Below are 12,722 nucleotides of genomic sequence, written 5' to 3'. Positions count from 1 at the left end.
CATGGCCAGCAAGCTGCCTGTTTACAGACTCATTGTGCTGCTGCCTCTTCTGGTAGGGGTAGTGGTAGTGATGTACCCGTTGTTCTGGATGGTGTCCTCATCCTTTAAAAGCTACGATGAAATTTTTGGAGCGGTTTGGAGTCTGCCAAGCAAGTGGTTGTTTTCGAACTACGCAACCGCCTGGACCAAAGGGATAGGCAATTATTTTATGAACAGTGTGATTGTCACCGTCAGCACGATTGCGGGCGTTGTCATCATTGCTTCACTGTGTGCGTATGGACTGAGCCGCTTCCGTTTCCGGTACAGCAAGACACTATTTATGTTTGTGCTCGGTGGAATGATGCTGGACCCTCAGGTGTGTCTGGTACCCCTGTACAAACTTTTACAGAATTTAAATATTCATAATACGTATTTTGCCCTGATTCTGCCCTACATTGCCTTCAGGCTGTCGATCGCAGTGCTGCTGATCCGCTCTTATTTTCTGGGCATCCCCAAAGAGATTGAAGAGTCGGCAACCATAGACGGGTGTTCGGTCTTCCGGACCTACTCTAGTATTTTCCTGCCTATGTCTCTTCCTATTATTATGACTACCATCATCTTTACCTCGTATTATGCCTGGAACGAGTTTCTGTTCTCCATTATCTTTATTGACTCTGACAAATACCGAACTATTCCTTCCGGGCTGATGAACTTTAAAGATGCATTGTCAACCGACTGGGGGGTTCTGCTCGCCGGACTGGTGATCTCTTCAATGCCGCTTATTATTCTATTTATTTTTATGCAGAAATACTTCATTCAGGGCATGTCTGAAGGCTCTGTAAAAGGCTGAATATCGCACATAAGAACTTGGGAGGATTTATTCATGAGAATAATTGCCGTAGGCGACAATGTTGCGGATTGTTATTTGGATCAAGGGCTCTACTATCCCGGAGGCAATGCCGTCAATGTGGCCGTGAACTGTAAGCGGAACGGATGCCAGGAAGTGTCCTATATCGGTGTATTCGGAAATGACAAGAAGTCCGATCATATTATGGACTCGCTGGATAAGGAAGGAATCAGCTACCGTTATTCACGCAGAGTGTATGCGAACAGCGGTTCACCCGGTGTGAAGCTGGTCGGCAATGACAGAGTTTTCGTACGCGGTGCCCAGGATACAGCCCAGCATGTGCTCCGGCTGCGCCTAACACCTGCGGATCTGGAATATATCGCGGGACATGACGTTTGCCATACCAGCTGTTATTCCAGCATAGAAAGGGAGCTTCCTGTAATTAAGGAACACTGCGATATTTCCTTCGACTTCTCTACAAGGACGGATGAAGATTATTTGGGGCAGGTGTGCCCTTATATTAAATATGCATTTTTTTCGGGTGCGGAGCTTGACTCTGAGCAGATCGAAGCACTCATAAAGACCTGTCACGGGTTGGGTACGGAAATTGTAGGCATAACGTTAGGAAGTGAAGGCGCGCTGTTCTCCAGAAACGGGGTGCGGTACAGACAAGGAGTCACTCCAGCTGAGGTCGTGGATACGATGGGAGCTGGAGACAGCTTCATTGCCGGATTTCTGGTATCTTATCTAAAAAAAGGAGTTATGGAAGAGGCGCTGCAGTCCGGGGCAAATTCTGCCGCGTATACCTGCACCTTTTACGGGGGGTTCGGGTATCCCAAACCCATTGGGGAGTAATTATACACTTGAATGCATGGTCACAAGCTGTTCATTGCTTGAACAGCTTTTTGACATGTTATTTATTACTTACTAAATATACAATACGAATTTGTCACCTACGATATGCTGTTCCCCGTAATGAATGATTTCCATGGTAGAGGAAACAACGGTGCCCTGAGAGAGCATCAGCGGATAGCCGACCGGAATCTCCAAGTACTGTGCTTGTGCCGAATCGGCAAATACGGTCTGGATCGATTTGCGCTGGCGCATGAAGGAGACATCACGTTTGGCTTTGATAGTAGCGTACAGCGAACGGTTGTCCAAATTTTCCTGCAGCAAAAAGTTATAGGCATCTGTAAACACAGCGTAATCCATCATTACCGGAACTTCATCGGCCAGCATAATGCGCTGGATCGCTATAAGATTGGAGTTAACAGGAACATTCAGCGCTTCAGCCAGTTTGGAGGTGGCACTGATCTGCCGCTGTTCAACCAATTTGGAGGAAGGTCTAAGGTTGTTAAGCTTGCAAATTTCTGTAAATCCCAATACCGAGGGGCCGAAATTCGCTTGAATCTTAGGTGTGGTGATAAAGGTGCCTTTTCCTTGCTTGCGGTCAAGCAAGCCCTCTTCAATCAATTCACTGATCGCGGTTCTGACTGTGCGGCGGCTGATCGAGTACATTTCGCATAACTCAAATTCAGTGGGAATCTTCTGCCCTGGCTTCATAATTCCGGCTTCTATATCGGATTTGATAATGTCTTTTAACTGCACATAAAGAGGGATAATGCTATCCGGCTGTAATTGTCTCATTGCAGCTCCTTTTGAGAACGTTATTATAGTTCAACTAATTATTATATCTTTGGCAATTATTTCTGTCAAAAGCCAACCACAGGTAATATATAATACTTTTTTTATAATGTAAACTATTTGAATTTCAAGAAAAGGGGGTTGATTTAAGTGAATATCCATAGTAACATAAAGATACATTACGTTACATAACGTAACAAATAGATATTTCTGGTCTGCCGGAGATATCTACAACAAGAGGAGGAATTTTTCAATGAACCAAGAGCATGTGCAACAACTGGAAGCAGCGATTCAGGCCGTAGCCCAAAGAAAGGTATCCAATTTCTATTTTGTAGCCTGCGGCGGCTCGCTCGCAAACGTTACACCAGCGCAATATATTCTGGATCGTGAGATTGAGATCCCCTCAGCCGCTTATTCCTCTAACGAATTTATTCACCGTTCCCCCAAAGCGCTTGGGCCAGGTTCCGTGGTCATAACCTGCTCCCACTCCGGAAACACCCCGGAAACGGTTGCGGCAACGACATTTGCCCGTGAGAAGGGTGCATTAACGATTTGCCTGACCAATCTGGTAGATTCACCGCTCTGGGAGGCTGCGGAATTCAAACTGCATTACGATTATGCCCCTTATGGCGAGGCTCTCCGCGGGGAGGAGACCAATATGGCTATCCTGTACCGGCTGGTATTTGGAATTCTCCAGACTTTGTATCCGAATGAGAAGTATGCCAACGCGATCAGTTCCATTGAGAACGGCCTGCATGGTGTGTTTGAACGGAATAAGGCCTTAACCTTGGAAGCCGCCAAAGCATTCGGACGCACTTACAAACGGGAAAAGCTGATCTACACCATGGCCAGCGGAATTAACTATTCTGTAGCCTACTCATTCGCCATCTGCCTGCTGCAGGAGATGCAATGGATTCATTCCAGTGCCATCCATTCCGGGGAATACTTCCATGGACCTTTTGAAATTACAGACTTTGATGTACCGTTTATCGTAATTAAAGGGCTGGGAGAAACCCGGCCGCTGGATGACCGTGCTTATGATTTCTGTGTGAAATATTCCGACAAAACTATCCTGATTGATGCGGAGACTTTCGACCTTGAGGGAATCTCCCCGGATGTGCGTCCTTACTTTACAAACCTTGTAGCTAGTGTAGTACTCAGACAGTACGCACAGCATTTATCTGAAGAAACCGGACATGCGCTTTCGGTACGCCGTTATATGTGGAAGATGGAGTATTAAGATATTCCAGCAAGCTCAATTATGTAGGTAATATTTCTTAAGATCCAAAAAAGGAAACGGGGGCGGTAATGTTCCCGTTTCCTTTTGGTTTGATACCCGTTTCGTTGTCTGGGATTTAGCCGCTTCTCCAGTCGCTAAGCAGCATGATGAAACCCGACATGGTCCTCCCGTTGACAAACAAGACTGGCAACTCGGTCATATGAGAAAGATGTTAGCTTTTGGGCTGATGAAAAAGGAGAGTCTGCTTGCCTTATGACAGATTCTCTTATAATGGACTAATTAAAACCCATGATGGTGGGAAATGTTACCTTTATAATAATATGGAGGAATATCTTTACCAAACCAAGTTAAAAACTGGGTCTCTTCATCTGTAAGCAGTATAGCAGGGGCATTAAGAATCGAGCCAAACAATGACCTAGCGATTAAGGTCACGCTTACATCTCTATACATACTTAGGAATAAAATGATGTCCTACCGCTTAAGGAAGTCGAAGTTTGTAATCTAAGAATAAGTAAGTGAATACGAGAAAATATTAATTTATAGTAGAAGAAGGAGGTTGTGAAATGGAGTTTCCGACACACATTGTAAAACAAACAAAAACGGTGCTAATAAACTAAAGAAGAGGTGTATCAACTGTGACAAAGAATAATAATCAAATTATCCTTAACATACGATTCAAAGTAAAGCCCGGTAAGAAAGAAGATTTTCGCAAGCAATTATTCTCACTGGTTGACATTATGTCAAATGAAACAAACTTTGTGAACGCCATTATTCATGATGACATGGATCAATCGGAAGACATCGTCATTTACGAGATATGGAAAGGCACAAAAGAAAGCTGGCTGCAAGAAGAGTTTCCTAAACCCTACCGCAAGGAGTATGAAGGAGTTCTCTCCGAATTGCTGAATGATAGAATGGTTAGCTGGTTAATCCCGGTTGCTGAATGGGGAAGCAACTTAACTGGAGCATCAAAAAAGTAATCCTTAAGAAAATTACGGAAAAGAAATGTTAGTGTTTCCTAGAAGAAGTCGGCATTCTGACGCTTACTAAAATGAGGTCTTTTCTTTTTTTGCGTCCTATTGCAAACCTTTCTTAAACTATCGGGGAACGTTAGTTCAATTATAACTTGTTGAGCAGGCTACAGCAGCCTGCTCATTTTATTAAGCACTGGGTAGATTTCTTTAGCTACAACATTAACGTTCGGAAAAATACAAGATCTACAGCGATGCCTAACCGATACTTTCTTATTTAATCTAAACATTACCTATACCCTTGGTAAGGTAGCGTGATAGCATATAACTGTTGTCCAAAAACTTCTATTTCCGGGGGGATCTTAATAAATGTGCATCAACTTACAAGATTGGATTCAAGAAGCCGATTTGGTCAGTATGCAAAAGGCAATGTCTTCAGGTGAATGTACATCCGAAGCCCTCGTACTTGCATACATTGAGCGTATTCATAAATATAATCCTCTGATCAATGCTGTCTTAGAGGTCAATCCAGATGCGCTTGAAATAGCAAGGAGTCTTGATCTTGAGCGAAATACAACAGGCAGTAGGGGGCCGCTGCATGGAATTCCTATCCTTCTCAAGGATAACATCAATACGCACGACCGGATGCACACGAGTGCTGGTTCAATCGCGTTGGCTGAGTCATTTGCTCCAGAAGATTCGTTCATAGCTGCAAAACTTCGCGCTGCAGGCGCAGTTCTACTAGGTAAGGCAAATATGACCGAGTGGTCGAATTTTATGTCCAATAGTATGCCAGCTGGATACAGTTCTAGGGGTGGATATGCATTGAATCCATACGGACCTGGCAAGCTTTTCGTCAGTGGGTCAAGTTCTGGATCGGCGGCAGCAGTAGCAGCAAACTTGGCAGCGGCAGCTATTGGAACAGAAACCGCAGGTTCTATTGTTGGGCCAGCCAGCCAACATTTTCTCGTCGGAATCAAGCCTACAGTTGGACTTGCAAGCCGTAGCGGCATTATTCCGATCTCCATAAGTCAGGATACACCTGGGCCACTCTCCAGAACAGTCACTGATGCTGCGGCGCTACTCGGGGCAATCGTCGGGATGGACGAAAACGATAAGGCGACATGGACTAGTCCCCACCGTACTTTTCATGACTATACATCTTATCTCGACATAGATTTTCTGAGTAAAGTTCGTATTGGGATTCCAAGACATTACTATCGGTCGTTGGATGAAGAAAGACTTTCCATCATGGAATCTGCCATCGGTGTTCTACGTGAGCAAGGTGCAACAGTTATCGATCCCGTAGACCTCCATTTGGAACAGCACCCATGGAACAACGATGTTATCTGCTACGAATTCAAAACAGGCCTGAATCGTTATCTGTCGAAGTTGAACTCGGATATTCCCGTACATTCTCTTCAAGAACTGATTAAGTATAATCAGAAACACGCTGCTTCTGCATTAAAGTTTGGCCAAGACAATCTGATTCGCTCAGAAGAAAATACGTTAAACGAGATGACCTATCAACTTAAACGTCAAGAATATAACCATCAAGCTGTAACAAAAGGGATTGACTATGCACTCGATCAACACGGCTTAGATGCATTAATGTTACCGGGTGACATTGATGGCATGTACATCGCTGCCAGGTTAGGGTATCCACTTATCACGGTTCCTGCCGGTTATTCAGTCAAAGGAACAATTGATGCAGATGGCGATTCGACCAAGGGTCCATTTGGTGTTGTTTTTTCCGGGAGGGCTTTCAGTGAGCCCACGCTAATAGGCATCGCCTATAGCTTCGAGCAGGCGACACTTTCCCGTCATCCGCCAGAGCTGGGGAAATGATGATCGTGCCATGAGGTTGGACTTAACCATCACGTTATTAAGCTAGCGGGAGACTACAGCTTAATAAATAACCTGAACGCGGCTGCCAGCCTGGATCGGCAGCCACGTAGTAATTGCGACGGGTTTTATTTTTGTTAAACGATAATCAAAAGAAATTTAAAAAGCGAAAAGGGCAGGTTGCGGGAAAGGTTTGTCGAGGGACAAAAACATATTCCCATTGAAGTCGCTAATTTAGCGGCTTTTTTGTTTTATCGGTACATGACACGCGTTTATCAGCAACCTCTCGGTTATGTCACTTGTTGCTGGTCTTCTTGATCAAGTCCACGCCATCATATGCCAGACTTTCCACACTTGCAGCCTTCTGAAGCAGGTAATGATCAAAAAAGCTCTTCGTATAGTCTGTAACAAGATTTCGCATCTCCATAGCTTCCCGTTCGCCTCTGAGTTCCTCATTAACACAGGTAAACACAATGTCGCAGTAATCTAAATGCGCAACACGATCAACAGAGAAATAATAGGTTTCCATGCTATTGTTAGCGCCAATTATTGCATTCATGTTATAGTTAGGTTCACGAAACAGCAGCAAGAAGGGTTTCTTAAGGTCGCTGCCCTGAAGGCCGAACGCACCGCTATCCAAGCCAATCCCGCAGGCGAACCGGTCGTCGTCCCGGCAAACAATCGCTGTCGTAGCCCCTCCAAAAGAATGTCCGACTATGCCCATGCCGATGTCAAGCAACAATCTGCCTTTAAAGATGGAATTCAGCTCTCCAGAGTCCAGTTTGTAAAGATAATCGGCTGTATACCTTACATCTTCTGCCTGTAATTCACTATACTCTGTTATCTTGGCAAGTATTGGAAGTCTAAGCACGTTACGGCACATCTCAATGGCAGTTTCATCGTCAGGCCGCATCTCCATCTTACCAGCTAACGCTTGCATCTCCGGATCTTCAGAAAACGCCATAATGGCATCCGAAAAATCCTTTGATACATTGAACAGGCGCCCATCTTTACGCTTATACATCGTGCTATTCTGATGGCCGATGCTTACCACAACATATCCCATGCTTGCCAAGTCTGTACAGATCACTGTACCCCATTCTGGAGAACCGCCCCCACCGCAAACATAGAATAACACCGGATAGCGCTTCTCCTTCCCGGAGAGAGCAAGGTCGTCGTAACACTGGGTCTTGATATCTATAGAGAAAGTATCCTTCAACGCAGAGACAAGTGGCTGTTCATTAAACATCTCGTAGACTTCAGGAAACATGTACGTTGATGTAGTCTTACCTTCGCTACTGTCCGACGGATAGTACACAAACGCCGTCAGTTCTCTTTTGGAGTGATCTGATGCTGTGTACTCAAAATCCATCTGGGTTCGACCGACAGTATAACCGCCAATTGGTTCAGGAAATGCGTCATAGGTTTTCAATTTTTATTCCCCCTTAATTAATAAAAGTGGCGAATGTGAAATATATGCTTTGCGTTATAAGCGCTTTTCAAACGGTGAAACTATTACCTCCTATCTTCAGTGAATCATATCTACTCCTTGGCTTTCTTGAGGCCGCTAACAATTTCAGAATATTTATGATCTTCAAGCAGCCCATGACCCATAAAGTCAGCAAAATACTTGCTAATCTTATGTTGCAGCTTAGAGTCCTTAATATCGAATTCCCTAAAAAACATGACTAAATTAAACTGCATTGACTCAAACATAAAAGAAATCAGGTCGTCGTCAATATCAGGTCGCAGATATCCATCAACCCTCATTCGGCGTAAAATGTCCTTGATTAAGGGGGATGACTCGCCCTTTAGCACATTCAGATATACTTTAAGCAAAATGTTCTCTGGAATGTATAAAAGTGTTTCAGTGAGTTTGATTTCCAACTCATTCAGTGGCTCGGTCACATTACCCTTAACGTTACCTAATAAGCCAGTAAGGAAAAACTGGTAAAGGGAATCTTCATTACTGTTATTAAAATACGCAGCTCTTTTCTGGGTCACATTACGTATTAAGAGACAGTAAAGGTCGTCTTTGTCTTCAAAATACCGATAAAATGTTCCGGGGTGCATGGACAAACTATCCAAAACCATCTTCATAGTTATATCCTCGTAAAGATTATCAACAAAAAGATGCATAGCGTTAATAGATATTTCCTCGCGCCTTGCTTCATCTAAACGAAAGAAAGTTTTTTTGGGCATAGATTACTCCTTAATGTGAAGTGTGAATTGATTCACACTATAACGATAATTAATTCACATGTCAAGCAGTGTATTTGAACGGAATTTAATATTAGAAAGATCGACAGCAGGAAGAGAGGCAGCTAGAACTCGAGGACGTTTAGGAGGAAGGCCCGAAAATGTTGGAAGACAAGCACATAGACTATTGAAGTCGCTAATTTATCAGTGGCTGAACTGCCCGGGTTTTAAAGCCCTCCACCATAAATCGCATAAGCAACCAAGAGGAGAAATATTTATTCAGATTGAGGCTGTTCGCTTCATTGCATATAATGAAGGTACAACCCTTCGGGGAGATCGTTAAGGGAGGCCGCGATGCACGAGACCGTATTTGACGAAACATTATTTGCAAGCTTGAAGCCGGGCTTAACCTCGTTCTGTTACCGAATGCTAGGCTCCATGGACGATGCGGACGATGCTGTTCAGGAAACGAGTATTCGGGTCTGGCAGAGCTGGAGCACGTTCAGACAGGATTCCTCGTTCAAAACTTGGGTCTATCGGATTGCCTCCAACCTGTGCTTGGACAAGCTGAGACAATCCAAGCGCCGCGCGCTTCCCGTCGACCTGTTCGACCCGGCCGCCGCCATCGTTGAGCCGCGCAACACATTGCCGGACTCTGCCTGGATCTGGCCGTCCCCTGACTTTGGGGGCAATCCGGAGGATCGGCTCGTCCGCAGAGATACCCTTCAACTGTGCTTCATCGCTCTTCTGCAGACCTTGCCTCCGCGGCAGCGCGCGGTACTCATTTTGAAGGACGTATTCGAATGGTCCTCCAAGCAGATCGCGGAAATGTTGGCGATGTCGCCGGCAGCGGTGAACAGCGCCTTGCAAAGAGCCCGAGAGACGATGGACCGGGCGCAGCTTCGCTCGGATGAGCTCAGCAGCATGGACGTTCAACCGGAGCAGGAGCTGCTGTCCCGGTATGTGGAGGCCTTCGAGCAATTCGATATCGCAGCGCTCGTCGCTTTATTCCATGAGGAAGGCTGTATGTCGATGCCGCCCTTCGAGATGTGGGTCCGCGGCAAGGACGATTTGTCCGCTTTCTTTTCGCTTACTCGCTGGCATTGCGAAGGTTCGCGATTTGTGCCCATTACGGTGAATGGCGGTTATCCGGCATTGGCCCAGTATATGCGGGATAAAGACGGCTCCAGCCTGGTGCCCTGGGGCATCCATGTCATCGAGACCAAAGAAAATCAAATCCTGCACGTTCAAAACTTCATTAATACGCAATTATTTTCGCGATTTGGGCTGCCTGAGCGACTTGACCGATGAATTTCGTCATTGGCTTACGTCTATATCATTGAGAATAACAAAACAACGAAAAGCATGAGAGAGGTGTCTATTCAAAATGGAAACGAATCAACCGACGAAAGTAACCGTGCAAGCCGTAATTCAAGCCCCGATCGAAAAGGTATGGCGCTATTGGACCGAGCCGGATCACATCACGAAGTGGAATCAAGCGTCCGAGGACTGGCATGCGCCGAGAGCCGAAAACGATCTGCAAGTCGGCGGCAAGTTTCTGACACGGATGGAAGCGAAGGATGGCAGCATGGGCTTTGATTTTGGCGGAGTCTACGATGTCGTGAAGCAGCATGAGGCAATCGGCTACACCATAGAAGACGGAAGAAGAGTGGATATTGCTTTCGTCGATCAAGGCAGCGAGACGAAGGTCATCGAAACGTTCGACGCGGAAAGCTCAAATCCCGTTGAGTTCCAGCAAGCAGGCTGGCAGGCGATCATGGACAATTTCAAAGCCTATACCGAACAAAATTAATCATCGCGAAGAAGACGCCAGGGAAGATGCCTGGCGTCTTTCTTTTTGAATCTTAGTACAATCGTGCTCTCTGTTAGCCTTAACCTTGTGCCGCATCCATGTTCATATAGTTAATAGCCCACAGATGGCCGTCCAGGTCCACGAAGCCCCAATGATACATGAACCCATGATCTTCCGGTTCAGCGTGTAATTTCCCGCCCAAGGAGACCGCAGTATTCACGATTTCATCGACCTTTTCCCGGCTCTCAAAGGCCAATGCGATCGTCATCTGAGCATACTTGCTCGTATCGACGGACTCCCTCTCCGTGAGCGTATTAAAGAATGCCTGATTGATCAGCATGACCTGCAGGTTGTCGCCGATCACAATGGCTGCCGAATTCTCGTTATCGGGGAATTGCGGGTTGAGCTCGAATCCGAGTCCAGTGAAGAACGCTTTCGATTGTTCTACGTTTTTTACAGGCAGGTTGAAGCTTGTGAATACGGACGTTAATGCCATCTTCAAAACACCTCTTCGTCAAATTAGTTTGTGTTCATTATGCCTTCGTTTATATAGACGACAGCCGATCCGGGAATTCATCGGTCTCATGGATTCGGAAGCTTAAATTTGAACAAGACTGGAAAGTATGAAAAATTTCAGTATGTATTTTAGGTGAATTAATTTACACATAGCGTGTGAAACTGGTTCATATCTGGTATAATAATCAGGAAGTACAATGAAATGTAGTTAGAACATAAAAAGATGAAGAGGATAGGTGGAACGGCCAATGGCGAAAATAGATCGTCATACTTTTCAGACCAGAACCAGACATATGTCTGCCGATCTGAAGCAAAAAATCAACTCCGGAGCTTACAGCCCGGGAGAATTTCTTCCTTCCGAGCTGGCACTAACAGAACAATACAAACTAAGCAAAAACTCCGTAAGATACGTTCTGGATGAGCTTGTACAAGAGGGATTGATCATTAAAATTCCCAGGGTAGGCACGCAGGTAACCAAGCCTGCTTCCAAGGAAACCATTTATTTTGGCGTATATCCCTCATTATATAAAGAAGCGGGGATGGAGGAACTAATTAAGCGATTCCACGAGAAACATCCACATATTCATGTGGAAACGATTGAGCTTCCTTATATGAATTCAGACAATATCGCCAATCTTATCAAACTAGGGATTATCGATGCGTTAACCATCAACTTGCAGGATATGTACCAATTCCAAGAGAAAAACTACCTTGATTTGTTTGTCGGCCAGGATCGAGACGATACGATATACCCTTTTCTTACACCTTATTTTGAGAAGGAATCGGGTGTTCTGGCAGCACAGCCTTTCGTTTACTCACCTGTTATTTTGTGTTACAACAAGGAGCATTTGAGGGAGAAAAGACTTGGTGAACCAAACAGCAGCTGGAGCTGGGATGAACTGGCAGCACTGCTCAGGGAGCTCAAGGCGCCTCATCGCTACAGCATCGCTTTTCAATTATTTTCCATGAATCGGTGGCCCATTTTCTGGCTGCAAAATGAGGACGATCCATCTTCGATAGATTCCAGTCCAGCTCAGAACGGAACTAGCTTGCCCTCAGAAGGATTACGCTGGCTCAGGGATCTTGTGACAGAGGAAGGAATATTTCCGCTTGCCTTGGCACAAGGTGAATTCGAAGCCGAGAAATTGTTCAAGGAGCAGAAGGTATCCGTTATGCTAACCACATATTACATGCTGAATGAACTGAAGAATGCGGACTTTTCCTTTGATATCGCTCAACTGCCACATTTTAAGAATGATAGGACACTCCTTCTCTCTACAGCCATTGCTCTCAGTGCAGAATCGAGCCGAAAGGAAACGGCAGCCTGCTTTGTGAATTATCTCACTTCAGATGAGGCACAGACCTACATTAGAAAGTACACATACAGTTTACCTGCAAGCAGATATATTACAGAAACATTTTCAGTGGAGCTTAAAAACAAACCGTCCAGGTTGGAGCTTCATCGAGACTATAGTTCGAAATACGCGACGTATCGCGATCTGTCGATTTCCATGCAAACCCAGATTCGTTTCGGAGAAAGCCTGAAGCAGTACATATCTTATTTAACGGATGAAGAGGGACTCGCTGAAGTGTTGCTTCCGTCTAAAAGTCTCAATCTATAAAAAACGAAAAAAAGTCTAAAAAGCACTGCCATGAGGAGGTGCTTTT

The 12,722-nt window shown here is 45.1% G+C and carries 12 protein-coding genes and 1 pseudogene; 9 read left to right on the top strand and 4 right to left on the bottom strand.

Features of this window, described 5'->3' with window-relative positions:
• Position 1 precedes the first annotated feature (1 nt).
• A complete protein-coding gene (locus tag KJS63_RS16635; RefSeq protein ID WP_068617842.1) occupies positions 2-829 on the top strand; it encodes a carbohydrate ABC transporter permease in 828 nt (275 codons plus the stop codon).
• A gap of 33 nt (positions 830-862) precedes the next feature.
• A complete protein-coding gene (locus tag KJS63_RS16630; RefSeq protein WP_213620136.1) occupies positions 863-1,681 on the top strand; it encodes a PfkB family carbohydrate kinase in 819 nt (272 codons plus the stop codon).
• Positions 1,682-1,753: 72 nt separating this feature from the next.
• On the opposite strand, the gene KJS63_RS16625 is transcribed toward KJS63_RS16630, so the two are convergent.
• Complete coding sequence (locus KJS63_RS16625; RefSeq protein ID WP_213620135.1) at positions 1,754-2,473, bottom strand: GntR family transcriptional regulator; 720 nt, start codon at positions 2,471-2,473, stop codon at positions 1,754-1,756.
• 250 nt (positions 2,474-2,723) lie between these two features.
• Between KJS63_RS16625 and KJS63_RS16620 the strand changes: the two genes are divergently transcribed.
• From KJS63_RS16620 to KJS63_RS16610, 3 genes are all read left to right on the top strand, one after another.
• Entirely contained in the window at positions 2,724-3,710 is a 987-nt protein-coding gene (locus KJS63_RS16620; protein WP_213620134.1) for an SIS domain-containing protein, read from the top strand.
• A 635-nt stretch (positions 3,711-4,345) separates the two neighbouring features.
• Entirely contained in the window at positions 4,346-4,690 is a 345-nt protein-coding gene (locus tag KJS63_RS16615; RefSeq protein WP_213620133.1) for an antibiotic biosynthesis monooxygenase family protein, read from the top strand.
• Between the two features lie 360 nt (positions 4,691-5,050).
• Positions 5,051-6,529 carry an amidase family protein gene (locus KJS63_RS16610; protein ID WP_213620132.1) on the top strand — a complete coding sequence of 493 codons (1,479 nt, stop codon included), beginning with the start codon at positions 5,051-5,053 and terminating at the stop codon, positions 6,527-6,529.
• A 292-nt stretch (positions 6,530-6,821) separates the two neighbouring features.
• Here KJS63_RS16610 and KJS63_RS16605 read toward each other — a convergent pair whose 3' ends face one another.
• Both KJS63_RS16605 and KJS63_RS16600 read right to left on the bottom strand, forming a co-directional pair.
• Positions 6,822-7,958, bottom strand: a complete 1,137-nt coding sequence (locus tag KJS63_RS16605) for an alpha/beta hydrolase (RefSeq protein ID WP_213620131.1) — start codon at positions 7,956-7,958, stop codon at positions 6,822-6,824.
• 110 nt (positions 7,959-8,068) lie between these two features.
• A complete protein-coding gene (locus KJS63_RS16600) occupies positions 8,069-8,728 on the bottom strand; it encodes a TetR/AcrR family transcriptional regulator (RefSeq protein ID WP_213620130.1) in 660 nt (219 codons plus the stop codon).
• Positions 8,729-8,801: 73 nt separating this feature from the next.
• Here KJS63_RS16600 and KJS63_RS26650 point away from each other — a divergent pair.
• The 3 genes and pseudogenes from KJS63_RS26650 to KJS63_RS16590 all read left to right on the top strand — a co-directional run.
• Positions 8,802-8,924: pseudogene (locus tag KJS63_RS26650) on the top strand (recombinase family protein); the annotation flags it as partial.
• Positions 8,925-9,079: 155 nt separating this feature from the next.
• Entirely contained in the window at positions 9,080-10,036 is a 957-nt protein-coding gene (locus tag KJS63_RS16595; protein ID WP_213620129.1) for a sigma-70 family RNA polymerase sigma factor, read from the top strand.
• Positions 10,037-10,112: 76 nt separating this feature from the next.
• On the top strand, positions 10,113-10,538 hold the full coding sequence (locus KJS63_RS16590; RefSeq protein WP_213620128.1) for an SRPBCC family protein: 426 nt from the start codon (positions 10,113-10,115) through the stop codon (positions 10,536-10,538).
• 79 nt (positions 10,539-10,617) lie between these two features.
• Here the strand turns inward: KJS63_RS16590 and KJS63_RS16585 are convergent, their stop codons facing one another.
• Positions 10,618-11,034, bottom strand: coding sequence for a VOC family protein (locus KJS63_RS16585; protein ID WP_213620127.1), 417 nt, complete (start codon positions 11,032-11,034; stop codon positions 10,618-10,620).
• A gap of 268 nt (positions 11,035-11,302) precedes the next feature.
• Here KJS63_RS16585 and KJS63_RS16580 point away from each other — a divergent pair, with 268 nt between their 5' ends.
• Positions 11,303-12,676: an extracellular solute-binding protein gene (locus KJS63_RS16580; protein WP_213620126.1), complete on the top strand. Its 1,374-nt coding sequence runs from the start codon at positions 11,303-11,305 to the stop codon at positions 12,674-12,676.
• Positions 12,677-12,722 lie beyond the last annotated feature (46 nt).

Origin of the sequence: Paenibacillus sp. J22TS3 (assembly GCF_018403205.1) — a bacterium.
Classification (GTDB): domain Bacteria; phylum Bacillota; class Bacilli; order Paenibacillales; family Paenibacillaceae; genus Fontibacillus; species Fontibacillus tuaregi.
Note: the sequence above shows the minus strand (reverse complement) of the source record. Positions and strands in the feature narration are given on the sequence as shown.

Coding starts and splice junctions, on each gene's coding strand:
- KJS63_RS16635 (WP_068617842.1), top strand. CDS start 2: ATGGCCAGCAAGCTGCCTGTTTACAGACTCATTGTGCTGCTGCCTCTT.
- KJS63_RS16630 (WP_213620136.1), top strand. CDS start 863: ATGAGAATAATTGCCGTAGGCGACAATGTTGCGGATTGTTATTTGGAT.
- KJS63_RS16625 (WP_213620135.1), bottom strand. CDS start 2,473: ATGAGACAATTACAGCCGGATAGCATTATCCCTCTTTATGTGCAGTTA.
- KJS63_RS16620 (WP_213620134.1), top strand. CDS start 2,724: ATGAACCAAGAGCATGTGCAACAACTGGAAGCAGCGATTCAGGCCGTA.
- KJS63_RS16610 (WP_213620132.1), top strand. CDS start 5,051: ATGTGCATCAACTTACAAGATTGGATTCAAGAAGCCGATTTGGTCAGT.
- KJS63_RS16600 (WP_213620130.1), bottom strand. CDS start 8,728: ATGCCCAAAAAAACTTTCTTTCGTTTAGATGAAGCAAGGCGCGAGGAA.
- KJS63_RS16595 (WP_213620129.1), top strand. CDS start 9,080: ATGCACGAGACCGTATTTGACGAAACATTATTTGCAAGCTTGAAGCCG.
- KJS63_RS16590 (WP_213620128.1), top strand. CDS start 10,113: ATGGAAACGAATCAACCGACGAAAGTAACCGTGCAAGCCGTAATTCAA.
- KJS63_RS16585 (WP_213620127.1), bottom strand. CDS start 11,034: ATGGCATTAACGTCCGTATTCACAAGCTTCAACCTGCCTGTAAAAAAC.
- KJS63_RS16580 (WP_213620126.1), top strand. CDS start 11,303: ATGGCGAAAATAGATCGTCATACTTTTCAGACCAGAACCAGACATATG.